This window comes from Kitasatospora sp. NPDC042419 (assembly GCF_056437345.1).
The window spans coordinates 107,999-133,179 of the sequence record NZ_JBWKAW010000024.1 but is presented as its reverse complement, the minus strand read 5'-3'; the positions used below and the strand labels follow the sequence as shown (position 1 = coordinate 133,179).

General features: G+C 72.7%; 22 protein-coding genes and 1 tRNA gene. 10 read left to right on the top strand and 13 right to left on the bottom strand.

Going from position 1 to position 25,181, the window contains the following annotated elements; all coding sequences use genetic code 11:
* Positions 1 to 304: 304 nt before the first annotated feature.
* From AC067J_RS33065 to AC067J_RS33055, 3 genes are all read right to left on the bottom strand, one after another.
* Positions 305 to 1,264 carry an ABC transporter ATP-binding protein gene (locus AC067J_RS33065; RefSeq protein ID WP_478305505.1) on the bottom strand — a complete coding sequence of 320 codons (960 nt, stop codon included), beginning with the start codon at positions 1,262 to 1,264 and terminating at the stop codon, positions 305 to 307.
* A gap of 124 nt (positions 1,265 to 1,388) precedes the next feature.
* Positions 1,389 to 2,303 carry an ABC transporter permease gene (locus AC067J_RS33060; protein ID WP_478305503.1) on the bottom strand — a complete coding sequence of 305 codons (915 nt, stop codon included), beginning with the start codon at positions 2,301 to 2,303 and terminating at the stop codon, positions 1,389 to 1,391.
* On the bottom strand, positions 2,296 to 3,096 hold the full coding sequence (locus tag AC067J_RS33055) for an ABC transporter permease (protein ID WP_478305550.1): 801 nt from the start codon (positions 3,094 to 3,096) through the stop codon (positions 2,296 to 2,298). Before AC067J_RS33055 ends, AC067J_RS33060 begins: the two co-directional genes overlap by 8 nt.
* Positions 3,097 to 3,434: 338 nt before the next feature.
* Between AC067J_RS33055 and AC067J_RS33050 the strand changes: the two genes are divergently transcribed.
* Positions 3,435 to 5,939, top strand: a complete 2,505-nt coding sequence (locus AC067J_RS33050) for a transglycosylase domain-containing protein (RefSeq protein ID WP_478305501.1) — start codon at positions 3,435 to 3,437, stop codon at positions 5,937 to 5,939.
* Positions 5,940 to 6,045: 106 nt separating this feature from the next.
* Here AC067J_RS33050 and AC067J_RS33045 read toward each other — a convergent pair whose 3' ends face one another.
* The 4 genes from AC067J_RS33045 to AC067J_RS33030 all read right to left on the bottom strand — a co-directional run bounded on the left by AC067J_RS33045 (position 6,046) and on the right by AC067J_RS33030 (position 9,199).
* The gene (locus tag AC067J_RS33045; protein WP_478305499.1) at positions 6,046 to 7,233 is read right to left on the bottom strand and encodes a winged helix DNA-binding domain-containing protein; all 1,188 of its coding nucleotides are present in this window, start codon (positions 7,231 to 7,233) and stop codon (positions 6,046 to 6,048) included.
* A gap of 49 nt (positions 7,234 to 7,282) precedes the next feature.
* On the bottom strand, positions 7,283 to 8,161 hold the full coding sequence (locus tag AC067J_RS33040; RefSeq protein WP_478305498.1) for an MBL fold metallo-hydrolase: 879 nt from the start codon (positions 8,159 to 8,161) through the stop codon (positions 7,283 to 7,285).
* Between the two features lie 193 nt (positions 8,162 to 8,354).
* Entirely contained in the window at positions 8,355 to 8,657 is a 303-nt protein-coding gene (locus AC067J_RS33035; protein WP_329883752.1) for a GroES family chaperonin, read from the bottom strand.
* Between the two features lie 200 nt (positions 8,658 to 8,857).
* Positions 8,858 to 9,199, bottom strand: coding sequence for a DUF3618 domain-containing protein (locus AC067J_RS33030; RefSeq protein ID WP_478305496.1), 342 nt, complete (start codon positions 9,197 to 9,199; stop codon positions 8,858 to 8,860).
* A 140-nt stretch (positions 9,200 to 9,339) separates the two neighbouring features.
* On the opposite strand from AC067J_RS33030, the gene bcp reads away from it, so the two are divergent.
* Both bcp and AC067J_RS33020 read left to right on the top strand, forming a co-directional pair.
* Positions 9,340 to 9,816 (top strand): thioredoxin-dependent thiol peroxidase, encoded by a 477-nt coding sequence (gene bcp / locus AC067J_RS33025; RefSeq protein WP_350544809.1) that lies wholly within the window; start codon positions 9,340 to 9,342, stop codon positions 9,814 to 9,816.
* Between the two features lie 175 nt (positions 9,817 to 9,991).
* Positions 9,992 to 10,729, top strand: a complete 738-nt coding sequence (locus AC067J_RS33020) for a hypothetical protein (RefSeq protein ID WP_478305494.1) — start codon at positions 9,992 to 9,994, stop codon at positions 10,727 to 10,729.
* A gap of 106 nt (positions 10,730 to 10,835) precedes the next feature.
* On the opposite strand, the gene AC067J_RS33015 is transcribed toward AC067J_RS33020, so the two are convergent.
* Together AC067J_RS33015 and AC067J_RS33010 are read right to left on the bottom strand one after the other, a co-directional pair.
* Complete coding sequence (locus tag AC067J_RS33015; RefSeq protein ID WP_478305547.1) at positions 10,836 to 13,208, bottom strand: chitinase C-terminal domain-containing protein; 2,373 nt, start codon at positions 13,206 to 13,208, stop codon at positions 10,836 to 10,838.
* Between the two features lie 368 nt (positions 13,209 to 13,576).
* On the bottom strand, positions 13,577 to 14,185 hold the full coding sequence (locus AC067J_RS33010; RefSeq protein ID WP_478305492.1) for a CGNR zinc finger domain-containing protein: 609 nt from the start codon (positions 14,183 to 14,185) through the stop codon (positions 13,577 to 13,579).
* Between the two features lie 94 nt (positions 14,186 to 14,279).
* Between AC067J_RS33010 and AC067J_RS33005 the strand changes: the two genes are divergently transcribed.
* From AC067J_RS33005 to AC067J_RS32995, 3 genes are all read left to right on the top strand, one after another.
* Complete coding sequence (locus AC067J_RS33005) at positions 14,280 to 14,765, top strand: HPP family protein (protein WP_478305490.1); 486 nt, start codon at positions 14,280 to 14,282, stop codon at positions 14,763 to 14,765.
* A 76-nt stretch (positions 14,766 to 14,841) separates the two neighbouring features.
* Positions 14,842 to 15,513, top strand: coding sequence for an HNH endonuclease (locus AC067J_RS33000; protein WP_478305488.1), 672 nt, complete (start codon positions 14,842 to 14,844; stop codon positions 15,511 to 15,513).
* A 46-nt stretch (positions 15,514 to 15,559) separates the two neighbouring features.
* Positions 15,560 to 15,643: transfer RNA gene (locus AC067J_RS32995), tRNA-Leu, on the top strand.
* A gap of 72 nt (positions 15,644 to 15,715) precedes the next feature.
* On the opposite strand, the gene rdgB is transcribed toward AC067J_RS32995, so the two are convergent.
* From rdgB to AC067J_RS32975, 4 genes are all read right to left on the bottom strand, one after another.
* The gene (rdgB, locus tag AC067J_RS32990) at positions 15,716 to 16,321 is read right to left on the bottom strand and encodes an RdgB/HAM1 family non-canonical purine NTP pyrophosphatase (protein ID WP_478305486.1); all 606 of its coding nucleotides are present in this window, start codon (positions 16,319 to 16,321) and stop codon (positions 15,716 to 15,718) included.
* Positions 16,322 to 16,476: 155 nt separating this feature from the next.
* Positions 16,477 to 16,866, bottom strand: coding sequence for a hypothetical protein (locus AC067J_RS32985; protein WP_478305484.1), 390 nt, complete (start codon positions 16,864 to 16,866; stop codon positions 16,477 to 16,479).
* A 167-nt stretch (positions 16,867 to 17,033) separates the two neighbouring features.
* Positions 17,034 to 17,768 (bottom strand): ribonuclease PH, encoded by a 735-nt coding sequence (gene rph, locus AC067J_RS32980; protein ID WP_478305482.1) that lies wholly within the window; start codon positions 17,766 to 17,768, stop codon positions 17,034 to 17,036.
* A gap of 226 nt (positions 17,769 to 17,994) precedes the next feature.
* Entirely contained in the window at positions 17,995 to 18,228 is a 234-nt protein-coding gene (locus tag AC067J_RS32975) for a PTS sugar transporter subunit IIB (RefSeq protein ID WP_030060521.1), read from the bottom strand.
* Between the two features lie 415 nt (positions 18,229 to 18,643).
* Between AC067J_RS32975 and AC067J_RS32970 the strand changes: the two genes are divergently transcribed.
* The 4 genes from AC067J_RS32970 (at position 18,644) to AC067J_RS32955 (ending at position 25,143) form a co-directional block, all read left to right on the top strand.
* Entirely contained in the window at positions 18,644 to 19,933 is a 1,290-nt protein-coding gene (locus tag AC067J_RS32970; protein WP_478305480.1) for a PTS transporter subunit EIIC, read from the top strand.
* A gap of 1,060 nt (positions 19,934 to 20,993) precedes the next feature.
* Positions 20,994 to 22,271, top strand: coding sequence for a PTS transporter subunit EIIC (locus tag AC067J_RS32965; protein ID WP_478305478.1), 1,278 nt, complete (start codon positions 20,994 to 20,996; stop codon positions 22,269 to 22,271).
* 503 nt (positions 22,272 to 22,774) lie between these two features.
* Positions 22,775 to 23,857 (top strand): LLM class flavin-dependent oxidoreductase, encoded by a 1,083-nt coding sequence (locus AC067J_RS32960; protein ID WP_478305476.1) that lies wholly within the window; start codon positions 22,775 to 22,777, stop codon positions 23,855 to 23,857.
* Complete coding sequence (locus AC067J_RS32955; RefSeq protein WP_478305474.1) at positions 23,854 to 25,143, top strand: LLM class flavin-dependent oxidoreductase; 1,290 nt, start codon at positions 23,854 to 23,856, stop codon at positions 25,141 to 25,143. The genes AC067J_RS32960 and AC067J_RS32955 overlap by 4 nt, the downstream gene beginning before the upstream one ends.
* Positions 25,144 to 25,181 lie beyond the last annotated feature (38 nt).

Genomic DNA, 25,181 nt, shown 5'->3' with positions numbered 1-25,181 from the left:
CGCGGCACGGAGTCACGACCGCCACCCGGACTGGTGACGGGAAGGGAACGCACGCACGGACACCGGCACGTACGGTCGACGGCGCGCGCCCCGCCGGGCCTCCGGACGCCCCCCGGACACCCCCGAACGGCCCGCGCGCGCCGACCGGCCCGCGCCCCGACCGGCGCCCGCCCCGACGAACGGGCACCCCCACGGACGGACACCCCGACGAACGGACACCCCCGTGGACGGACGCCCCCGTGGACGGACGCCCGCCCGGCCCTTCTCCCGGACCGGACGGGCACCGCCCCGCGCGCCGGACCGATCAGCCGATCGCGACCTCCGCGTACATCCGGGCGATCACGTCCTCGATGGCCGGCTCGCGCACCGACAGGTCGACCAGCGGGTACCGGTCGGCCACCGCGGCGACGATCGGGGCCGCGCTCTGCTGCGCCGGGAAGGCCAGCCACTGGCGCGGGCCCTCGACCCGGACCACCCGGGCACCGGGCACCTCGATCGGCGGGCGCGCCTCGGCGAGGTCGACCACCAGGGTCCGCTCGCTCTCCCCGGCCGCGTGCAGCCCGTCCAGCCCGCCGTCGTACACCACCCGGCCGTGGTCGATCACCATGACCCGGTCGCAGAGCTGCTCGATGTCGGTGAGGTCGTGCGTGGTGAGCAGCACGGTGGTGCCCCGCTCCCGGTTGACCTCGCGGAGGAACTCGCGGACCTTGCCCTTGCTGACCACGTCCAGGCCGATGGTGGGCTCGTCCAGGTAGAGCACCTGCGGGTCGTGCAGCAGGGCGGCGGCGAGGTCGCCGCGCATCCGCTGGCCGAGTGAGAGCTGCCGGACGGGGGTGTCGAGCAGGGCCCCGAGGTCGAGCAGTTCGACGCAGCGTTCCAGGTTGGTCCGATATCGGTGCTCGGGGATGCGGTAGATCCGGCGGGCGAGCTCGTAGGAGTCGCGCAGCGGGAGGTCCCACCAGAGGGTGGTGCGCTGGCCGAAGACGACGCCGATCCGGCGGGCCAGGGCGACCCGCTCGCGGGCCGGGTCGACGCCGGCGACGCGCAGCCGCCCGGCGGTGGGGACGAGGATGCCGGTGAGCATCTTGATGGTGGTGGACTTGCCGGCGCCGTTGGGGCCGATGTAGCCGACGCACTCGCCGGCCCGGACGGTGAAGCTCAGCCCGTCGACCGCGCGCACCTCGCGCTTCTCCCGCTTGAGCCGGCCGACCTTGGCGCGGACGGTGAAGGTGCGGCGGACGTCGTCGAGTTCGATCAGTGCCATGGGTACTCCTCGGAACGGGGGCGGGGTTCGGCTGCCGTGCGGATCGGTTGCCGCGCGGGATCGGCCGCGGCACGGATCGGTTGCCGCGCGGACCGGCCGCGGCACGCACCGGCTGCCGCGCGGATCAACTGCCGGCGCCGCGGTAGGCGCGCAGGCCCGCGCGCCAGGCGACCCCGGCGGCGGCCAGGCCGACCACGGCGGCCAGCGGCGAGGCGAACTGGAAGGCGGCCGGCAGTCCGAGCGGATCGGGCTTGTCGAGGATCCGCAGCGCGGGCAGCCAGTTGACGAAGGCCAGCGGCACGCCGAAGACGGCACCGGCGACCAGCTCCTTGGCGAAGACGGTCGGCGGGTAGTGCAGCAGGGTGGCGCCGCCGTAGGTGAAGGAGTTCTGCAGCTCCTTGGCCTCGCCCCACCAGAACTGGAGGCTGGCGAAGCCGATGAAGACGGCCGCGAAGATGAGGGTGCCGCAGACCAGCAGGACGGGCACCAGCAGGACGCGGTCCCAGGTCCAGTGGGCGTCCAGCGCGGCCAGTGCCCAGACCAGCACCGCCGCCGCCTGGACCGGCCGGCCGAGCCGGCGCAGCGAGAACCGCTCGGCGCAGAGCTGGGCGAGCGCCGGGGCGGGCCGGACCAGCATGGTGTCCAGCGTGCCGGCGCGGATCCGGTCGCCGAGCGCGTCGATGGAGCCGACGAACAGGTTGGCCATGCCGAGGGCGAAGGTGGAGGTGCCGTAGAGGAACCCGAGCTCGGGCAGGGTCCAGCCGCCGAGCGTGTCGGTGTGGCGGAACATCAGGATCACCACGGCGAAGTCGAGGAAGGTGACCACGACGTTGGCGCCCAGCATCAGGGCGAACGACGCGCGGTAGGACATGATCGCCTTGGTCCACATGGCGGCGGTGAGCCACCAGGAGCGCAGCGCCCACGCCGTCCGGGCGGCCGGGGTGTCGCGGACGACGTCGCCCCAGCCGGCGTCCGGTGGCGTGCCCCGCCGGGTCTCCCGCGTCGCGGGGCCCGGGAGGGGCGTGCTCTGCTCAGCCACCCTGGACCACCACCTTGCGGGTCGCGAGCAGCTGGACCAGCCGACCGGCCGCGAGCAGCACCAGCGCCCAGGCCAGCTGGAACCCGAACGCGCCGAGCAGGCCGGTACCGGTCGAGCGCTCCAGGAAGACGTCGGTCGGCACCTGCACGAGTGCCGCCCAGGGCAGCACCGGGGCGATCTCGCCGAGCACGCCGGGGAAGAGCGCGAGCGGCAGCAGCATCCCGGAGAAGAACATCGCCACCACCAGCATCACCGCGCGCACCCCCTCCGAGTCGTGCAGCCAGAAGCCGGTGAGCGAGACGAGGAACCGCAACCCGAAGCTGACCACGACCGCGAGCAGCACCGAGAGCAGGAAGAACACCCAGGTCAGCGGGGCTTCGGGCATCCGGGTGTGGAACACCAGGGAGCCTGCCAGCAGCGGCGGCACCCCGCGGGCGAGCAGGTGGAAGCCGGCCCGGCCGAGGTCGGTGGCCAGCCACCAGCCCTGGAAGTCCACCGGGCGGTACAGGTCGATGGCGATGTCGCCGCTGCGGAACCGCTCCTGGACGTCGTCCTGGAAGCCGCCGCCCCAGACGGCGACGGTGACCAGCATCGCCTGGCTGACCCAGATGTAGGTGACGGCGGCGCTCTGGTCGTAGCCGCCGAGGCCGGGGCGGGCGTCCCAGAGGGCGAGGAAGGTGTAGGCGAGGATGAAGCCGAAGACGGTGTTGGTGAAGGCCCCGGCCAGGCTGGCGGCCCGGTAGGTGGAGAAGCGGCGGAACGCGCCGCGGGCGACGGCCGCGTAGAGGCGCAGCACGCCACCCGCTTGGGTGTCGGCGGGATCGGGCGGATGGGTGGCGCGTGGCGCCACGGGAACGGCCTTCTGCATATTGTCTCCTTGTCGACAAATCAGGGCACAGGGAGGCCCCGAACCGCAGAAGCGCACGCCGGACCGGCCCCGGCCCGTCCTCCCCCGGGGGTCCGGGGCCAGGTGGGCGGAGCTCGACCGAGCCGAGGTCCGAATCAGGTGCGCTATATGGTTTGCACCTTTCACCGTACCGCCGTGAAGCACCCTTCGCACCCGGTTATTCAGGCGCCCGTCCGACGGCCGATCAACACCTGATCGCCGATCAAATAGCACATAATCGCGGCATGACCCTGAGCACCCGCCGCCAGGCCAGACGGGCCGCCCGCCGCGAGGCCCGCCGCGCCCTTCCGATCTGGCGGCGGCTCCTGCCCACCTGGCGGGTCACCCTCGGCGCCCTCACCGCCGTCCTGCTGCTCGCCGTCGGCGCCTTCGCCGTGCTCTACGTCATCGTCCCCGTGCCCGACCCCAACGCCCACGCCGTCGCCCAGAGCAACATCTACCTCTACGCCGACGGCGTCACCGAGATCGGCCGCACCGGAGCCGTCAACCGCACCGACGTGACGATCGAACAGATCCCCGTCGCCACCCGCCACGCCGTCGTCTCCGCCGAGGACCGCACCTTCTACCAGAACCGCGGCATCGACCTGAAGGGCATGGTCCGGGCCGGCTGGAACACCCTCACCGGCAAGGGCATGCAGGGCGGCTCCACCATCACCCAGCAGTACGTCAAGAACTACTACCTCACCCAGACCCAGACCATCGAACGCAAGGGCCGCGAACTCTTCATCGCCCTCAAGGTCGACCAGCAGCGCGGCAAGGACGAGATCCTCACCGGCTACCTCAACACCAGCTACTTCGGCCGCGGCGCCTACGGCATCCAGAGCGCCGCCCGCGCCTACTACGGCGTCGACGTCTCCCAGCTCACCCTCCCCCAGAGCGCCTACCTCGCCGCCCTGCTCCAGGCCCCCAGCGCCTACGACGTCAAGACCGCCACCCCCGCCAACCGCGAGAAGGCCGTCGCCCGCTGGCACTACACCCTCGACGGCATGGTCCAGCTCGGCTTCCTCACCGCCGTCGACCGCGCCGCCATCACCTTCCCCGACCCGGTCGAACCCCAGCCCACCAGCGGACTCCGCGGCCAGGCCGGCTACCTCGTCGGCGTCGCCGACGACTACCTGCTCTCCAACGGCATCATCGACACCGCCACCCTCAAGGCCGGCGGCTGGCGCATCACCACCACCTTCGAGCAGGACAAGCAGGACGCCTTCGCGCGCGCCGTCCGGGAACAGCTCACCGACGAACTCGACCCCGCCGCCCGGCCCGACACCGACACCGACGTCCGGGTCGCCGGCGCCTCCGTCGACCCCGCGACCGGCCGCGTCGTCGCCGTCCACGGCGGACCCGACTACGCCAAACAGCCCTACAACGACGCGCTGCGCCAGGACAACCAGATCGGCTCCACCTTCAAGCCCATCGACCTCGCCGCCGGCCTCACCTCCGGACGCAGCAGCAGCGACGGCCTCCCCATCACCACCGAGACCCGCTACGACGGCACCAGCGAACGCCCCGTCACCGACGGCCCCACCCCGTACGCGCCGCCCAACGAGGACGACGTCGACTACGGCTCCATCACCCTGCGCCACGCCATGGCCAAGTCCGTCAACTCGGTGTACGCGCAGGAAGGCGTCGACGCCGGACTCGCCCACGTCCGGGAGACCGCCATCCGGCTCGGCATCCCCGACGACGTCCCCGGCCTGGACCCCGCCAACACCTCGATGACCCTCGGCACCGCCACCCCCAGCGCCCTCGACCTCGCCGGCGTCTACGCCGCCCTCGCCAACCACGGCGAGGCGTACACCCCCTGGTCGGTGAGCGCCCTCGAACGCGTCAACGCCGGCTCCGGCTCCGTCGACGTCCCCAAGATGCCCGCGCACACCCCCAGCACCGCACTCGACCGCGGCACCGCCGACGCCGTCACCGACGTCCTGCGCGAGGTCGTCAGCTCCCGGGGCACCGGCGCCGCCGCCCTCGGCCTCGGCCGGCCCGCCGCCGGCAAGACCGGCACCACCGACTCCAACCTCTCCGCCTGGTTCGCCGGCTACACCCCCGAACTCGCCACCACCGTCGGCCTCTTCCGGGAGAACCCGAAGACCCACGCCAAGGAGCCGCTGGCCGGCACCGCCGGCTACACCCGGATCAACGGCGGTGCCTTCCCCACCGAGATCTGGACCGCCTACATGAGCGAGGTCCTGGAGGGCACCGTCGTCCAGTCCTTCGACCTCCAGCCCTCCGACGGCAACGCCGGGTCCGCCGGCGGACCGACCGACAGCACCGGCGGCACCGCCGACCCGACCGCCTCCGCCACGACGTCCCCCTCCGCCGACCCCACCCCCGACAGGACCGACGACGCCGACGACACCGGAAGCACGGGCGGCAGCGGAAGCAGCGGAGGCTCCGGCAACACCCAGCCCACCGCCCCCTGGCAGCCCACCCCCAGCACCCCGAAGCGGCCGACCGCCACCACCCGGCCCACCGAGGAGACCCAGCAGCCCACCGTCGACCCGCCGCAGCCCACCCTCGTCACCCCGACCGCCGAGGAACCCGAGCCGCCGCAGCCCACCCCCACCGCCCCGCCCACCTCGGACCGGCCCACCGAGCAGCCCAAGCCGAGCAGCCCGCCCACCCAGGGCCCGGCCACGACCGTTCCGCCGCCACCCGCCACCGGACGGCCCCCCGCCGCCACCGACCAGCCCGCCACGCCGCCGCCCGCCTCCCGACCCCCGGCCTGACGGGCCCCGGGCCGCGCCGTACCCGGCCGTACCGAGCCGCACTGCCCGCTCAGGGCACCGGCTCGGCCCGGACCGCCCGCCCAGGCCACCCGGGCGGGCCGCCCGCTCAGGCCACCAGCTCGCGCTCCAACGGCGTCCGGAACCGCGGCGTCACCCGCACACCCCCCAGCCAGCCCGCCAAGCGCTCCGCCTCCACCCCGATCGCCGCCTCCGCCTCCGCCCCGACGTCCGCGAACAACCGCCACACCACCTCGCCACCGGCCCGCTGCGCCCAGCCGCCGACCACCCGGCCGCCCCACCAGACCGTCGGCCCCGCGTTCCCCGCCCGGTCGAACAGCGCCGGCACGTCCTCCGGACGCAGGTACCAGTCCCGCCCCCGCCAGCCCATCACCGTCGGGTCCAGCCCCGGCAGCAGCGCCGCCCACGGCCCCGGCTCCTCCACCGGCCCGGCGTCCCCCGGCAGCACCAGCCCCACCGCGCCGCCCGCCAGCCCCACCTCCTGCGCACCGACGTCGGCCAGCGCCTTCCGGACGTCACCCAGGGTCCAGCCCGTCCACCACTTCACGTCCTCGACGGTGCCCGGCCCGTACGCCGCCAGCCAGCGCCGCACCACCTCCGCCTTCGCCTCCCGCACCGGCACCTCCGGCCACGGCTCCACCGGCGCCCACGGGTAGCTGCTGCTCAGCCAGGACCCGCGCGGCCGGCAGCGGCGCACCCGCCCGTCCGAGGCCATCAGCCGCAGCAACCGGCTCCCCACGCTCTGCTTCGCCTCGTAGGCCTTCCCCGCCGCCATCAGCATCGTCTCGCGGAGGGCCGGGACGTCCTCGCCCAGCTCGCCGGTGGTCGCCTCGCCGCGCTCCGCCAGCGCGGCCAGCACCGCGCGCTCCGCGTCGGCCAGCCGCGCCTCGTCCCACCCCTCGGCGAACGCGCCCAGGTGCTTCAGCAGCGTCGACCGCTCCTTCACCGCGATGGCCCGCGCCGCCGCCGCGCTCACGTACGGGGCGAACTCCTCCGTCACCGCGAACATCGTCCGCCGCATCGACAGCAGCTTCACCAGCGAGACGGACTCGTACAGCGCCCGCTCCACCTCCGCCGCCGAGGGCTCGCGCAGCCGCGCGCACGCCGACAGGTACACCGTCGCCGCGTCGGTGGCGTGCAGCCCGACCAGCGCGTCGGCGACCTCCTCCACCCGCGCCGCCCGCCCGGCGGGCGCCAGCAGGTGCCGCCGGCCCAGCCGGGCCCGGCGCTGATCGTCGTCGACCACCGGTCGCGGAACCACTCCACTGCTCACCATGGCCGGATCCTAGGACCCGCCACCGACAGCCGCGCGGCACCCGGCCCGCTCAGCCGCCGGGCGACAGGATGAACAGCGGGAACACCCGCCGCTGCGGCACGTCGCCCATCTCGGCCAGGGCCGCCCGGATCTCCCGCAGGTGGTCGGTGGTCAGCTGGAGCGGGACCTCGTCCGGCTGGTAGGTGTAGCGGATCGGGTAGTCCTGCCCCGGCTCCCGGCTCATCTCGATGTGGCAGCCGAGCACGTGGGTGACCGTCCGGCTGTCGCAGAAGTCGACCAGGCGCCCGATCGAGCGCGTGAACTCCCGCCAGTCCTGGATGTAGAGCCGGCCCGGGTAGACCGTGTCGCCGGTCAGCAGGAACCCGGTCCACGGGTCGAAGAAGGTGACCGCCGCCTCGTGGTGGCCCGGCGTGGCCAGGCACTCCAGCGCCCGGCCCCCGAGGTCGACCCGCACCACGGCGTCGGCGTCCTCGTCGAACCCGAAGTACGCCCAGGCGGTGGCCCGGTCCGCGGGCACCAGGGTGGTGCCGGGGCGGTCGGCGAACTGGCCGTCGCCCGCGACGTGGTCGCCGTGCGCGTGGGTGTGCAGCACCAGCAGCTCGTACCCGTCCCGGGGGTTCCGCTCCAGCCAGGACCCGACGAGCCCGTCGACCGTCCCGCGCAGCGGGAAGAACTCGGCCGACCCGGTGGCCCCGGTGTCGATCAGCACCGCCCGCTCGTTGCCGAACAGCAGGAACAGGAACGGCGCCTCGTAGTCGACGGCCATGTTCTGCCGCAGCACGTAGGTGTGCTCGTCGTACTCGTGGACCTGGATGTCCGGGTCGGTGTTGTGCTTGGCCGACACCGACCCGTGGATCCACCGGACGTCCAGCCCGCGGGTCCGCGGCGCCGTTCCGGCGAAGTCGATCAGGGAGGTTCGCGTACCCATGGCGTCTCCTCGGGTGCGTCGTCCCGGAGGGCCGGGCACGGCGCACGTCTCGTCCGGGGCAGGCCCGTCCGCACCCCCGCCGGTGACGCTACCACCGGGTCGGGCGAGCCGGCCGGGCCCCGCGGAACCGGCGGAACGCCGACGGGCCGCCGCGCCCACGGCACGGCGGCCCGCCCCGGAACCCGCCCGGCGGCTACAGGTACAGCCCCGTCGACCCCTCGGTGTCGCCGAACCGCATCGCGGCCACCGCGTGCAGGTCGCGCTCGCGCAGCAGCACGTAGGTCGCGCCGCGCACCTCGACCTCCAGCTTGTCCTCCGGGTCGTACAGCACCCGGTCGCCCGGCTCCACCGAGCGCACGGACTGGCCGACGGCGACGGCCTCGGCCCAGGCGCAGCGCTTGGACAGCTCGGCGGTGGCCGGGATCAGGATGCCGCCGGTCGAGCGCCGCTCGCCCTCACCGATCTCGGTCTTCACCAGCACGCGGTCGTGCAGCATCTTGATCGGCAGCTTCTCGCCCAGCCGGTCGTGACGCGGCAGGTCGCTCTCGGCGGAACGGGACTGCAGGGTCGGTTCGTCGTTCGTACTCACGACCCCGAAGGTACCGCTCCCGGACGCGCCGTGTGACGCCAGCCCGGCATGCGGGAGGCCGGGCACACCCGTACCCGGCCCTCGGCGATCGGTCCTGCCCGGCGCGTTCAGCCCTTGCGGCGCTTGCGGGCCGAGGCGACCAGCAGCACCAGGCCGACGCCGACCAGCGCGGCCGGGACGATCCGCTCCTTGCGCGGCTGCCCCTTCTCGTCCACGAACTGCGCCCGGGCCTGCTCGACCAGGCCGCTGGCGGCCACGTACACCCGGCCGGCCTTCTCCTCGACCGTGGCCACGGCCTTCGCCTTGACCTGGGCGGAGATGGTGGTCGGGTGGACCCGCATGGCGAGCTCGTCCAGGGTCTCCGCCAGCTGGTTGCGGGTCCGGGAGATGTCCGCCTCGATCTGGGCGGTCGTCCGCGCCGCCTTGTCCGTCGTGCTCGCCTCGCCCACTCGGGCCACCCCATTCACTGATGTTGTCCTGTACGACTGACCCAGTGTGTCAGCTGGCGAGCGGCCCCGCGCGGCCCCACCCACCATCGGGGGTAAGTTGGCCGTGGTACGACCGCCCGTCCAGCACCAGGAGAAATCCCGTGAGTGAGCGTCTCCAGCCCGGCGACACCGCGCCCGCCTTCACCCTGCCCGACGCCGACGGCAACGAGGTGTCCCTGGCCGGCCACCTCGGCCGCAAGGTGATCGTCTACTTCTACCCGGCCGCGCTCACCCCCGGCTGCACCAAGCAGGCCTGCGACTTCACCGACAACCTGGAGGTCTTCGCCGGCGCCGGGTACGACGTCATCGGCATCTCCCCGGACAAGCCGGAGAAGCTCGGCAAGTTCCGCGAGGCCGAGGACCTCAAGGTCACCCTGCTCTCCGACCCGGAGAAGAAGGTGCTGGAGGCCTACGGCGCGTTCGGCGAGAAGAAGCTGTACGGCAAGACCGTGACCGGCGTGATCCGCTCCACCGTGATCGTGGACGAGCAGGGCAAGGTCGAGCACGCGCTGTACAACGTCAAGGCGACCGGCCACGTGGCCAAGCTGCTGCGCGACCTCAAGGTCGAGGCTGCCTGAGCCCGGCCGCACGCCGCACCGGGGCGCGGCGGGGTGTCACTTCGTCACCGCCGCGTCCCGGTGCTGTCCGCACTCCGCGAGAGCCCTGTCGGCGGTGCGCGGCAGGCCCTAGCCTGCTGAGCACCCGGGCCGGCAGCCCGGTCCCCGCCTCACCTCGCCTCAGGAGTGACCCGCCGTGCAGAGCGCCAGATCCGGTTCCGCCACCCGTCTCGCCGTCGTCGCGGCGGTGGCCGCCGCCCTCGCGCTGAGCGCGTGCGGGCCCGAGAACGACGACAGTGCCATGCCGCCGCCGCTCACCAAGCCCGCCACCGAGCCGGTGTCCGACCCGTCGGCCGGGCCGGCCGGGACCGCCACCGCACCCTCCTCCCCCGCCGCCGCAGCTTCCTCCTCCGCCCCCGCCGCCACGGCCTCCGCCTCCGCCTCTGCGAAGCCGTCCGGCCCGGGCGGCAGGCGCCAGGTCGTCGAGGCGCGGACGGCCGGCGGGCTCGCCAAGACCATCGGCCGGGACGCCGTCTCCGACGTCGTCGTCGACCCGGGCGAGATGCGCGCCGACATGCACCTGGTGGTCTCGAACTTCGACCGCCCCGGCCAGACCTCCGGCCGCCGGATCCTGCTGATCGCCGTCGACAACGTCCCCGAGGACCCGGCCAAGCGCCGCGAGCACCTGTGGCGCGGCCTGATCGACCACGCCCTCGGCAACGGCTCCACCGGCACCCCGACCACCGCCGTCCCGTACCCGTCCGGCCCGCTCGGCGGCTCGCTGGAGTGCCTGCAGCTGCCGGAGGCGCCCACCACCGACGTCGTCTGCGGCTGGTCCGACGCCTCCACGGCCGGTGTGGCGCTGTTCCCGCGCACCACCCCGGCCGAGGCCGCGGGACTGTTCGCGAAGATGCGCGGCGACATCGAGAAGTAGCACCCGCCACCGCTGCTCCGTTCCCGGGAACGGAGCAGCGGTGGCGGCGCACCCCCCGACCGGGTGCACCGCCACCGCCGTCTCTCACCTCAGGAGACCGCTGTCATCAGCAGGCCCCGAGGTCGCTCCAGACACCCCACGCGCCGCTGGCCGCGGGGTCGTCGCCCTTGGTCCACCACTTGTTCTGGTAGTAGTGGCCCTTCCACGACACCTTGGTGGGCGTCGCGTAGGTGGTGGCCGCGTCCCAGCTCGGCGCACCGGCGCAGGTGCCGGTGGTCGGGGTCACGGTCGGCGTCACGGTCGGCGTGACAGTGGGCGTGACGGTCGGCGTCACCGTGGGGGTCACGGTCGGGGTGACCGTCGGCGTCACGGTGGGCGTCACGGTCGGGGTCGGCGTGCCGCCGTCCACCGCGCCGCGGGTCAGGTCGCCCTTGAGGCCGTACAGCGTGCCGCCCACGTTGACCGTCCAGTTGGACGGGGTGGAGACCGGCAGGTAGTAGGTGAAGTCCATGTCGATCGACGCGCCCGGCGCCAGCGACTGCCAGCCCGGCAGCTTGACCGACACGCGGTTGTAGGTGCCCTTGAGGCCGCCCACGTTGCCCGGACCGGTGTGGTCCTGCTTGATGACCGTCAGGCCGAAGCCGGACTGGTCCTTGGCGTTGCCCGGGGCCGAGTTGCTGTAGTCGAACTGGAACTCGGTGCCGCCCGGCAGGGTCTGCGTCGAGTTGTTGACGATGTGGATCTTCGGGTTGATCGGGTAGTTCGAGTCACCCAGCGCGAAGTTGGTGAACGACACGTCGATCGGCAGGGTCTGCTGCGGCAGCGCCGTCGTCGAGCGGATCGCGCCGTACGCCGAGGCCGCCTTGAACTTGTCGTACATCAGCGAGGTCAGCGTGTTGCCCGGGACGTACTGGCCCTTGCCGCCGTTGGCGGCCGCGTCCCACTTGTAGTCGCCGGCCAGCTCCCAGATCATCGCGCCGCCGGCGCCCTGGTTGACGATGTAGTCGGCCTTCGCGCCCACCGACTGCTCGTCCTCGGTGGAGAGGAACACCTTCTTGGCGTCGTTCCACAGCCACGGCGCCACCAGGGCGGAGCTGTAGTTGCGGGCGTAGGTGCCCTGCAGCGCGGTGTCCTTCACGCCGTACTTGGAGAGGTAGTCGGGCAGGATGCCCTTCTCCAGGTTCTTGGCGTGCCACATCGGGTTCGACCCGGCCGGGGACTCCTTGCCCGCGTCGTCCTTGTCGTTCCAGATGTTGTCGATGCCGACCGCGCCGTCACCGCACGCGGTCAGGCCGGAGCCGACCGGGCAGGTGGTCGCCGAGGCGGTGCCCCAGAGGCCGTTGGTGCCGCCGACCACGTTCTTGAAACCGCGGGTGTAGTACGGCAGGCCGACGTTGATCCGGCCGCCCGGCATCGCGCCGCGGAAGTAGTGGTACGACCAGTCGGTGTTCAGGTAGCCGATGCCGCCGTACTGACCGGTGCCGTAGACGTTGGCCGCCGCCAGCTCGCCGTCCTTGCCGTCGTCGAACAGCGAGGCGTTCGGGCCGACGTACTTGTTCCAGGCGCCGTGCAGGTCGTACGACATGATGTTGACGTAGTCCAGGTACTGCGCGATCTGGAACGTCTCCATACCGCGCAGCAGGTAGCCGGACGACGGGGCCGCGACCGAGAGCAGGTAGTGCTTGCCGTCGGCGGCGCCGGCCCGGTCCAGCTTCTCGCGGAGCGTCTTCATCAGGGCGGCGTAGCCCTTGGCCAGCGAACCGCGCTTGCTGTTGGCGAGCTGCCAGTCCAGCGGGTTGCCCGCGTCCTTCATCGAGGTCGGGTACTCGTAGTCGATGTCGACGCCGTTGAAGCCGTACTTCTTGATGAAGTCGACGGACGAGTTGGCGAAGGCGTCGATGCCCGCCTGGTTGACGCTGCCGTCCGGGTTGACGGTCATCGAGTAGAAGCCGCCGGAGTTGACGCGCTTGCCGTCGTCGCCGAAGTACCCGCCGGTCTCGGTCCAACCGCCCACCGAGATCATGGTCTTGACGTTCGGGTACTGCTTCTTGTACTTGGTCAGCAGGTTGAAGTGACCCTTGTACGGCAGCGACGGGTCCAGCTCCGCGCCGGGCACGCCGGGGAAGGAGATCCCGGTGGCCTCGTTCTTGTCGTTGTCCGTGCCGACCGACAGCTTGTTGTCGGAACCGACGTGGCCGAAGGCGTAGTTGAGGTGGGTGACCTTGTCCCAGGGGATGTCGCTCACCAGGTACGGCGGGGTGCCGTCCTTGCCGGTGCGCCAACCGGTGAAGTAGCCGATGATGCGGCGCTGGTGATCGGCGCCCATCTTCTCGCGGCCACTGGTGTCGTAGACGTTGCAGTAGGGGACGTCGACGCCGGGGGTGGCGTACATGCCGTCCGGGCGACAGGCCGCGTTGTCGACGGTGGCGGACGCTTGCGAGGGCGCCGCGCCCAGCGTCGCCACCAGCAGGCCCGCCATCGCGGCTGCCGCCAGCGAGGCCAGGCCGGCGCGGGCCGCCGGGCTCGTGGAACGGTGAGCAGCGGTGGGACGCCGCTCCGCCGTGGATCGCTTCAACACTCGGTCCTCCGGGCAGAGTGTCGGCGCGTGCCTGTGGGGGAGCACGCACAGTGGGGGAAAGCAGATTGGCGCTGAAGCTATGTGGTCTGAACCACATAGGTCAATAGGTCTGTACCAATTGGTAATCAATTCCCCAACATCGCCGGTCGAACGGCCGATTGTCGACGGTCAGCCGGAGCCGACTCGCCCACACCGACAACCACGCCCCGGCCGCACTCCCGGCCGCACCCCCGGCCACACCCCGGCCGCCGTCCCGACCGCTCTCCCGGTCACTCCTCCGCATGCCGACGACTGTGCCGGGCCACCCGCACCCGCGTCCCGCAGGACGTCGAACACCACGCCCGACGCGCGTGCTGCTGCAGGAAGAAGAGGATGCAGCCCGGCGCCGGACACGCCTTCACCGACCCCCGCCGCTCCCCCGTCAGCAACTCCACCGCCGCCTGGGCCACCCGCGCCAGCAGCACCCTCCCCCGCTCCCCCGCCAGGCTCCGCGGCACCGCCCGCCCCACCGCCCCCGGCGGCAACTCCGCCCACCCCGGCGCCGCCCGCAACGCCTCGTTCACCACCGAGACGTCCGCCTCCGCCGCCGGCTCGCCCGCCACCACCGCGGTCAGCACCGCGCGCAGCGCCCGCCGCAGCTCCCGGAACGCCGCCAGCTCCGCCGGCCCCAGCTCCCCGGCCGGCGCGCTCGCCGGATCCAGCCCGTCCGCGTGCCGATCCACCCAGGCCACCAGGTCGGCGGGCTCCACCAGCACGTCCACCAGGTGACCGCGCAGGCCGCCCCGGATGAAGGTGCTGTTCACCAGGTCCAGCGCCAGGTGCTCGCCGTCGACCGGCATCCCGTCGACCGCACCGCGCTCCGCCACATCCCTGCCCATACCCATACCTAACGGTAACGCGACTTGCCATCCGCTAGCCAAACCCAGCAAACTAACGCTACTTGGATCCACTTACCGTTAGGACGTCGTCGCCATGCCCCTCTCCAGCCAGGCACCCGCCCGCCCCGCCGTCACCGCCGTCCTCGCCTCCACCGCCACCGCCGTCACCGCCCTGCTCCTCCTCGTCGCCCTGGGCACCCTCACCCGCCAACCCCTGCTCATCCCACCCCTCGCCGCCTCCATGGCCCTCATCGCCGGCGCCCCCGACCTCCCCCTCGCCCAACCCCGCAGCGTCATCGGCGGCCAACTCCTCTCCGCCCTCACCGGCTACGCCGTCCTCGCCGTCACCACCCCCGCCTACTGGTCCGCCGCCGTCGCCGGCGGCCTCGCCCTCGGCGTCATGGCCCTCGCCCGCACCCCGCACTCCCCCGCCGCCGCGACCGCCGTCATCGTCACCCTCACCTCCCCCGACCCCCGCCACTTCCTCCCCCTCCTCGCCCTCGCCGCCACCCTCCTCACCCTCACCGGCCTCGCCGCCGCCCGCCTCCGCAACCGCCGCTACCCGACGTACTGGTGGTGAGGCCGTAACCCGACCGGGCCCACACTCGTTCGCACACCAGGGGGACGGGCGCACACCAGCCCGAAGGGGGACGACCATGCCGGTCACCAAGTACACCCGCGAACTCCTCACCGCCGCCGCGGCGAGCGCCGCCTCGCTGGACGAGATGCTGATCGCACTCGGGAGGGAACCGAACAAGGACCGCCGGAAGTACCTGCGCCGCAAGCTGACCGAGTTCGCCGTCGACACCACGCACTTCCGGCCGACCGGCAGCATCTACACCCGCGAGCTGCTCGAAGAGGCCGTGGCCGTCTCGCAGAGCGTCGCCGGAGTGGTGCGGCACCTGCACCTGCGTCAGGCCGGCGGCACCCAGGCCCACATCGGACGCCGCATCAAGGCGCTCGGCATCGACACCTCGCACTTCACCGGGCAGGCCCACTGCCGGGGCAAGCGGCTCCCCGGCAGGATCCCTCCCGAGCGGCTCCTCGTCCAGCGCCCGGAGGACGCCAAGCGGCTGCCCGGCTCGCGGATCCGCCGCGCCCTGGCGGAACTCGGCCGGCCGGAGTCGTGTGAGGGCTGCGGCATCGGGCCGCGCTGGCAGGGGCGTCCGCTGACCCTCGAAGTCGACCACGTCAACGGCGACTGGTCGGACAACCGGCCGACCAACCTCCGGCTGCTCTGCCCGAACTGCCATGCCGTCACCGACACCTACTGCGGCCGCAACAAGCGCGGGCGGGCGAAGCCCGCCACGGACGGCGCCACCGGGTGAAATGACGGTGTCCACGCTCCGGGCTACCCCCTAGACTGGGGGCCATGCGGCCTTGGCGTAACCGGCAGCCGCGCGGGTTTTAGGTGCCCGTGGGAGAAATCCCGTGAGGGTTCGAGTCCCTCAGGCCGCACTAGCCTTGGAAACGAAGGCCCGCTCCGGAGACTTTCCCGGAGCGGGCCTTCGCTGTCGGCTCATCACGAGGTCAGCCCAGCAGCTCCCGGACGACCGGGGCGAGGGCGCGGAAGGCCTGGCCGCGGTGGCTGATGGCGTTCTTCTCCGCCGCCGCCAGCTCGGCGCAGGTGCGGGTCTCGCCGAGGGGCTGGAGGATCGGGTCGTAGCCGAAGCCCCCGTCACCGGACGGGGTGGTGCGGAGGGTGCCGAGGAGGCGGCCCTCGACGACGCGCTCGGTGCCGTCGGGGAGGGCGAGGGCGGCGGCGCAGAAGAAGTGGGCGCCGCGGTGGGCGTCGTCGATGTCGGAGAGCTGGGCGAGGAGCAGGTCCAGGTTGGCGCGGTCGTCGCCGTGCTTGCCGGCCCAGCGGGCGGAGAAGATGCCGGGGGCGCCGTTGAGGACGTCGACGCAGAGGCCGGAGTCGTCGGCGACGGCGGGCAGGCCGGTGGCGCGCGCCAGCGTGTGGGCCTTGAGGAGGGCGTTCTCGGCGAAGGTCACGCCGGTCTCGCGGACGTCGGGGATCTCCGGGTAGGCGTCGGCGCCGACCAGTTCGACGTCCAGGCCGGCGCTGCCGAGGATGTCGCGCAGCTCCACGACCTTGTTCTGGTTACGGGTGGCGAGGATGAGTCGAGTGGTCATGAAACCACCCTAACCGGGCGCCCGATCCCGCCCGGACGCGCCTGCCCGAGGCCCCTGCCCGACGCTCCCGTCCGACGCCCCTGCCGGACGCCCCTGCCGGACGCCCCGCCGGAGACGCACTTGCCCGGCGCTCCCGCCGGGCAGCCGACCGGGCGTCAGCCGGTGCAGACCTTGGTGAGGTTGGAGGCGGCGTCGCCGAGCGGCTTGAGGTCCGGCACCTGCTTGTTGTTGACGGCCTGCTGGACCTTGTCGACCTGGGTGGAGAGGTCGGTGATGGCCTGGGCGACGTCGGTGTCCTTGGAGTTCTTGCCGAGCTGGTCGAGGTCGTTCTTGAGCTTCTGCAGCGCCTGCCCGGCGGCGGCCGCGTCGTTGCTGGCGTTGCTGTACGCGTTGGTGACCTCGGTGATGTCCCCGGTGATCTTGACCGCCGTGTTGCCGCAGTCGAGCGCCTTCTGCGCGGCCGAGCAACTGACGGCGCTGAGCGGGAGGATGGCGATCAGGCCGGCCACGGCGAGCATGGTCGGGCGGGCGATGCTCTGGGGCATCCGGTCCTCCTCGGTGCGCGGGTTTCCGGAAGGGAAGGACGCGCGCTGAGGGGTGCACGGTTCCCGCAACCGGGTGCTGCGGGAACCGTACGGGCTCCGGCCCCGGCCTGTACAGCGGCCGAGGCCGGAGCCCGGGGGTTTTCGGAAACCGAAGCGGAACCGAGACCTCAGCCTTCGAGGGAGCCGAGGGCCTTGCGCTGGATCTCGTCGAGTTCGGCGCAGCCGAGGGTGCCGAGGTCGAGGAGCCGGTCGAGCAGTGCGCGGTCGAACGGGGCGCCTTCGGCGGTGCCCTGGACCTCGACGAAGCGGCCGTCGGCGGTGCAGACGATGTTCATGTCGGTCTCGGCCCGGACGTCCTCCTCGTACTGGAGGTCGAGCATCGGGACGCCGTCGATGATGCCGACGCTGACGGCGCTGACGCCGCCGGTGATCGGCTGGCCCTTGGCGCGGAGGATCTTCTTGTCACGGGCCCAGGCGACGGCGTCGACGAGGGCGACGTAGGCGCCGGTGATCGCGGCGGTGCGGGTGCCGCCGTCGGCCTGGAGGACGTCGCAGTCGAGGACGATGGTGTTCTCGGCGAGGGCGCGGTGGTCGACGACGGCGCGCAGCGAGCGGCCGATGAGCCGGCTGATCTCGTGGGTGCGTCCGCCGAGGCGGCCCTTGACGGACTCGCGGTCGCCGCGGGTGTTGGTGGCGCGCGGGAGCATGGAGTACTCGGCGGTGACCCAGCCTTCGCCGCTGCCCTTGCGCCAGCGCGGGACGCCTTCGGTGACGCTGGCGGTGCACAGCACCTTGGTGTCGCCGTAGGAGATGAGGACGGAGCCTTCGGCGTGCTTGCTCCAGCCCCGTTCGATGGTGACGGGGCGGAGCTGGTCGGGGGTGCGGCCGTCGATGCGTGACATAGGCACCGAGCGTAGCCGGTTTCGGCGGGTGGTCCGGGTACGCCCCGTGGAGTCCCGGTCGTGCCCGGAGGACCCGCCGCGGTGCTCCGGACGCGGGCCCGCAGGCCTGCGGACCACGGGGACGGAGGTGGGAACGGAGGCGGGGGCGAGCGGGTCCGGACGCGCCTCGGCCCGCCGGCCACGGGGGCGGGCGGGCCGAGGTGCGGTGAGCCTGGGTGGGCTCAGCTCACATCATGTCCTCGATGTCGGCGGCGATCGGGTCGGCGTCGGTGCCGATGACGACCTGGATCGCGGTGCCCATCTTGACGACGCCGTGGGCGCCGGCGGCCTTCAGCGCGGCCTCGTCGACGAGGGAGGCGTCCTTGACCTCGGTGCGCAGGCGGGTGATGCAGCCCTCGACCTCTTCGATGTTGTCGATGCCGCCGAGACCGGCGACGATCTTCTCAGCCTTGCTGGCCATTGCTTTCTCCCTCTGTCTCGGCCCGTCGGCTGCTCTGCCGGGTGCCGTCCTGCGCTGTGCTGCCGACCCCGGCGGGTGGCCGGGGCGGTGGGTCGCGGCCGGTGCTGACGCGAGGTCAGCCGACGGTCGTGCCGCATCGTGCTGCCTGGCAGCGCGACCAGCATGACCCGATCCGGGCCGGTTTGCCACGTTAGTCCACTTTTGGCCCATTCCGGCGCGCATGCCCCGGAACGCCGTTCGAGGATGACGATCAGCGGGGCTCGCGCTCCCGGTGCTCGCGGCCTGCGTCCCAAAGTGGTCTACACCAATATATGTGTACTCCGATGAACGCAGGAAGCACCCCGGGTGTTCCTGACCCCCGCCCGATGGTCCCCGCGGGGGCCCGCGGCCGGCAACTGCTCCCGGAGGGCGAAGGATGAGTTCGGCAGGCGCCACAGCCCCGCAGTCCACGTGGTGGCACACCTTCTACGGCGGCCTCCAGAAGATGGGCCGCTCGCTCCAGCTGCCGGTCGCCGTGCTCCCGGCCGCCGGCATCCTCAACCGGCTCGGCCAGCCCGACGTGTTCGGCAAGGACGGCCTCGGCTGGGACGACGTCGCCAAGGTCTTCGCGGCGGCGGGCGGCGCACTGCTGGACTCCTCGCTCGGCCTGCCCATGCTGTTCTGCATCGGCGTCGCGATCGGCATGGCGAAGAAGGCGGACGGTTCGACCGCGCTCGCGGCCGTGGTGGGCTTCCTCGTCTTCTACCAGGTGCTGCACGCCTTCCCGGAGGACTGCAAGCTTCCGACGGTCCTGATCGGCAGCCAGTGCGTGGACTTCACCTCGGCCAAGGCCGCCGCCGCGACGTACCAGAACCCCGGCGTGCTGGGCGGCATCGTGATCGGCCTGCTGTCGGCCTGGCTGTGGGTCCGCTTCCACCGCACCAGGCTGGTCGACTGGCTGGGATTCTTCAACGGGCGCCGCCTGGTCCCGATGATCACCGCCCTGGTGGGCATGGTCGTCGCCGTCCTGGCGGTCTGGGTCTGGCCGCCGATCGGCCGGGCGTTCAACGACTTCAGCCAGACCCTCGCCGACCTGGACGCGTGGGGCGCCGGCATCTTCGGCGTGGCCAACCGCGCCCTGCTGCTGATCGGCATGCACCAGCTGCTGAACACCTTCGTCTGGTTCCAGTTCGGCGACTTCACGAAACCGGACGGCGCCGTCGTCCACGGCGACATCCCGCGCTTCCTGGCCGGCGACCCGACGGCGGGCCAGTTCACCTCCGGATTCTTCCCCATCATGATGTTCGCGCTGCCGGCCGCCGCCCTGGCGATCGCGCACGCGGCCAAGCCGCACCGGCGCAAGGAGATCTACGGCCTGATGCTCTCGGTCGGCCTGACCTCCTTCGTCACCGGTGTCACCGAACCGATCGAGTACTCCTTCGCCTACGTCGCCCCGGCGCTGTACGCGGTGCACGCCCTGCTGACCGGTGCGTCGATGGCGGTCACCTGGGCGCTCGGGGTGCACGACGGGTTCAGCTTCTCGGCCGGCCTGATCGACTACGTGATCAACTGGGGCCTGGCCACCAAGCCCTGGATGATCATCCCGATCGGGCTCTGCTTCGCCGTCGTGTACTACGCGCTGTTCCGATTCATCATCGTGAAATTCAACATGAAAACGCCCGGACGCGAGGACGAGGACGAGGTCGAGGACGTGACCAAGGCATAAACCAAGCGTCATCACGGACCATCCGATAAAGCCCCCGGAGCACCGGCCGGGGGCTTTCGGTATATCCCGGCCGGGCCTTTGGTCCCGACACGAAACTCCGGGCAATTCCGGTACGGCGAATTCGGCGGCCGGGGCCCGGCGCGACCCGTGCCCGCCCGCCCCGGCGCGGGCACGGCCGCCGCCCGCCTGCCCCGACACGGGCGAACCGGGCGCAGGCACGCGCGGGCCGCGCGGGCGCGGGCGGGCACGGGCGGTACCGGGACGGGCACAAGCGGCTCCGGGGCGGGCGCGGCACCGGCGGGCGACGGGCGGCGGATCCGGGCCGGCGCCCGGGTGGGGCTCCGGACGGGCGCCCGGGTGGGGGGAAGATCACCGCCCGCCCGGAAGTGCCGCCCAGAAGTGCCGCCCGGCAATCCGGCACCGCCGCCCCGTGCGGTTTCGCCTTCGGTTTCACCGCGCGAAGAGATCGCGGCGGCGGGCGGGACGGCAATCCCGGTGACGATTACCGGCGGCCGGGCGAGGGGGGTGCATGACACCCGCGCGCGCCGCCGAACCGCACCCCCGAGCCGGCCGCCCCGTCCGCACGCCCCGCACACCACACCCCTTCCCGCCGCCGGACCGGGCCGCCGACCCCTCCGGCCCCGGCCCCGCGCCGGGCCCCCGACGCCCCCGAGGCGCCCCTTCGGCACCCCCGGGGCACGCGCCCGACGGGCCCTCGACGAGGCCTCGACGGGAGTCGGGCGGGGGCTCGGACAGCGGCTCGGACAGGGCGCGGACAGGGCCCGGACGGTGCCTGCGGCCGGGCCCGCCAAGGGGTCCGGCTTTTTGTTGCGCAAATAGCCAAAATCCCAATCACGGCGGGTAATCATGATCGTCGATCCGCAAGTAGGTTTCGATTTCATAGCGCTTCCCACCAGCAGCGCTTTCAGGGGTTCCCCCCCTTCTCCACCCGTGCTACAAAACTGGTCTACACCACGTGTGGTGTAGACCAGTTCGCGGTTCGGCCCCCTGTGCACCTACCCCCCGACCGACCCGCCCTTGCCGTTAGGAACCCACCCCCATGAGTCAGTCTGCGCAGGCACCGGCGCCCGCCGCGGCTCCGGCCACGCCAAGCCCCACCAAGAAGTTCGGCCAGAACCTGCTCCAGGGTCTGCAGAAGATCGGCCGCAGCCTCCAGCTGCCCATCGCCGTGCTCCCGGCCGCCGGTCTGCTGCTGCGCCTCGGCCAGGACGACGTCTTCGGCAAGGACGGGCTCGGCTGGGACAAGGTCGCCGCGGTCTTCGCCACCGCCGGCAACGGTGTCTTCGACAACCTGCCGCTGCTGTTCGCGGTGGGCATCGCCATCGGCTTCGCCAAGAAGGCCGACGGCTCGACCGCCCTCGCCGCCCTGGTCGGCTTCCTGGTGTACAAGAACGTGCTGACCGCGTTCCCGATCACCGAGGGCCACATCGCGGACGGCAAGTGGGTCCCCGCGACCTACCAGAACCCGGGTGTGCTCGGCGGCATCGTGATCGGTCTGCTCAGCGCCGTGCTGTGGCAGAAGTACCACCGCACCAAGCTGGTCGACTGGCTCGGCTTCTTCAACGGCCGCCGCCTCGTCCCGATCATCATGGCCTTCGTCGGCACCGCCGTCGGTGTGATCTTCGCCCTGACCTGGGGCCCGATCGGCGACGCCATCAAGAGCCTGAACGACACCCTGATCGGCGCCGGCGCGCTCGGTGCGGGCGCCTTCGGCCTGGTCAACCGCGGTCTGCTGCCGGTCGGCATGCACCAGTTCGTGAACTCCTTCGCCTGGTTCCAGACCGGTGACTTCACCAAGCCCGACGGCACCGTCGTGCACGGCGACCTGACCCGCTTCTTCGCCGGCGACCCCACGGCCGGACAGTTCATGTCGGGCTTCTACCCGATCATGATGTTCGCGCTGCCCGCCGCCGCCTTCGCCATCGCCCACACCGCCAAGCCGCACCGCCGCAAGGCCGTCACCGGCATGATGCTGTCGCTGGCGCTGACCTCCTTCGTCACCGGTGTCACCGAGCCGATCGAGTTCTCCTTCGTCTTCATCGCCCCGCTGCTGTACGTCATCCACGCGCTCCTCACCGCCGTCTCGATGGCCCTCACCTGGGCGCTCGGCGTGCACGACGGCTTCACCTTCTCCGGTGGTCTGATCGACTACCTGCTCGCCTGGAACAAGGCCACCGACCCGTGGATGATCATCCCGATCGGCCTGGCCTTCGCCGCCCTGTACTACTTCCTCTTCCGCTTCGCGATCGTCAAGTTCGACCTCAAGACCCCCGGTCGCGAGGACGACGAGGAGATCGAGGACGTCACCAAGGCCTGACGCCGAGTACCACCCGACGCCGCTCACGGCCCCGCCCCGCCACCCGCTCCCCCGGGTGGCGGGGCGGGGCCGTTCGCGTACCAGGGCGCGCCCGGAGCGGAGCCCCGCCCCCGCGTCTCGTACCGGAGGCCGCCCGGTGAGACGGTGGTTGACGAACCGGGAAGATCGCTGGTCAACTGAAGCGGTGAACGCCCCGCGCATGCTGGTCACCCGCAGCCACATCGACTTCGGTCGCGTGTGGTCCGCGGCGTGTTGCGCCTGACCCGAGCGTTCCCCCCGCCGCCGCCCGGCTGACGTCCCGCCGCGCCCCGGCCGCACCACCCCTCCCGTCCCGCCCGTGACCCGGGCCCCCGCCGTCCACCCGGCCGCACCGCACGCGAACCCGCGCGCGGCGTGCCCGCACGGCACACCCCGCGTCCGTACGCACCGCGTCCGCGCACCTCGCGGCCCGACGCACCGCCTCCGCACGCACCGCTTCCGTACGAGGAAAGTCAAGGCCACACATGCCCCGCCAGCTGCATCTTTCCGCCGCCGTCGACAGTCCAGGCCACGTCGACGCCGGACACTTCACCGCCCTCGCCCGGCTCGCCGAGCGCGCCACCCTCGACTTCGTCACCCTCGACGACTCCTATGCGCCCGAGCCGCGCCGGCTCGACGCCCTCGCCACCTTCTCCCGGCTCGCCCCGGTCACCCGCGGGCTCGGCCTGGTGCCGACCGTCACCACCACCCACACCGAGCCGTTCCACACGTCGATATCCGTCAACACCCTGGACTGGGTGAGCGAGGGCCGGGCCGGCTGGCTGGTCGGCGTCTCCGACACCGAGGCCGAGGCGAAGGCCTTCGGCCGCAAGGGCACCGCGCCGGCCGACGAGCTCTGGGCCGAGGCGGCCGACGCCGCCGAGGTCGCCGCCCGGCTCTGGGACAGCTGGGAGGACGACGCCGAGATCCGCGACACCGCCACCGGCCGGTTCGTCGACCGCGACAAGCTGCACTACATCGACTTCGAGGGCCCGCACTTCTCGGTCCGCGGCCCCTCGATCACCCCGCGCCCGCCGCAGGGCCGGCCGGTGGTCGCCGTCACGGTCACCGCCGCCGACCTCGCCCCGGACGCCACCGCCGGCGGCCGCGCCCGGGTCACCACGGCGGCCCGCTACGCGGACGTCGTGCTGCTGGACGCCCCCGACCGGGCCGCCCGGCTGACCGCCGCCACCGAACTGCGGCTGCACGCCGGTGAGTCGCTGCGGATCCTGGCCCGGATCCCGGTCTCGCTCACCGACGAAGCCGCGGCCGACGCCCTGATCGGCGAGCTGGCCGAGGGCGGCGGCGGGGTCGACGGGTTCCACCTGGTGCCCGCCGACCCGGCCCGCGACCTCGCCGCGGTCGCCGACCGCGTCGTCCCGGCCCTGCGCGAACTCGGCCTGTTCCGCACCTCCTACGGCGGCCGCACCCTGCGCGAGCACCTCGGCCTGGCCCGCCCGGCCAGCCGGTACGCCGTCGCCGCCACCATCGCCCACGCCGCCCAGATCCCCGCCGCCGGCAACGACGCCGCCGCCCCCGCCGCCGCTCCCGCCGAGGTGACCCGATGACGGACCGCCCGCTCAAGCAGATCCACCTCGCCGCGCACTTCCCCGGCGTCAACAACACCACCGTCTGGACCGATCCGGCGTCCGGCAGCCAGATCGACTTCGCCTCCTTCCGCCACCTCGCGGAGACCGCCGAGCGCGGACGCTTCGACTTCTTCTTCCTCGCCGAGGGCCTGCGGCTGCGCGAGGTGAAGGGCCGCATCCACGACCTGGACGTGGTCGGCCGCCCCGAGTCGATCACCGTGCTGAACGCGCTCGCCGCCGTCACCACCCGCCTCGGGCTGGCCGCCACCGTCAACGCCACCTTCAACGAGCCCTACGAGCTGGCCCGCCGGTTCGCCTCGCTGGACCACCTGTCCGGCGGCCGGGCCGCCTGGAACGTGGTGACCTCCTCGGACGCCTTCACCGGCGAGAACTTCCGCCGCGGCGGGTACCTCGACCGCGCCGACCGGTACACCCGGGCCGCCGAATTCGTGCAGCTGGTCCGGGAGTTCTGGGACGCTGCGGACGGCGGCACGGTCCGCCACCAGGGCCCGCAGTTCGACGTCGAGGGGACCCTCTCGACGCCCCGCCCGCCGCAGGGCCACCCGGTCGTCATCCAGGCCGGCGACTCCGACGAGGGCCGCGAGTTCGCCGCCGCCACCGCCGACGTCATCTTCAGCCGGCACCACACCCTCACCGCCGGCCAGGCCTTCCACGCCGACGTCAAGCGCCGGCTGGCCGCGTACGGGCGCAAGCCGGACGAGCTCAAGATCATGCCCGGGGTCACCTACGTCCTGGGCGACACCCAGGAGGAGGCCGTCGAGCGCGCCGCCGAGATCCGGCGCGCCCAGGTCAGTCCGGCGACCACGATCGGCTACCTGGAGCAGGTCTGGGGCATCGACCTCTCCGGCCACGACCCGGACGGCCCGTTGCCCGCCGTCGACCCGGTCCCGGACTCCGGCATCGTCAAGGGCCGGACCACGCTCGGCGACCCGCTGGAGATCGCCGCCAAGTGGCGCGCGGTGGCCGCCGAGAAGAAGCTGACCAGCCGCGAACTGGTGATCGAGGTGACCGGCCGGCAGTCCTTCATCGGCACCCCCGAGGCGGTCGCCGACCAGGTCGACACCTACGTGCAGAGCGACGCGGCGGACGGCTTCATCCTCGTCCCGCACCTCACCCCGGGCGGGCTGGACGACTTCGTCGACCGGGTGGTGCCGCTGCTCCAGGAGCGCGGGGTGTTCCGCACCGAGTACACCGGGACGACGCTGCGCGACCACCTCGGACTGCCGGTCCCCGGCCGGCGCTGAGCCCCGCCGCGCCCGGTGCGTGTGTTCGTGCGTCCGAC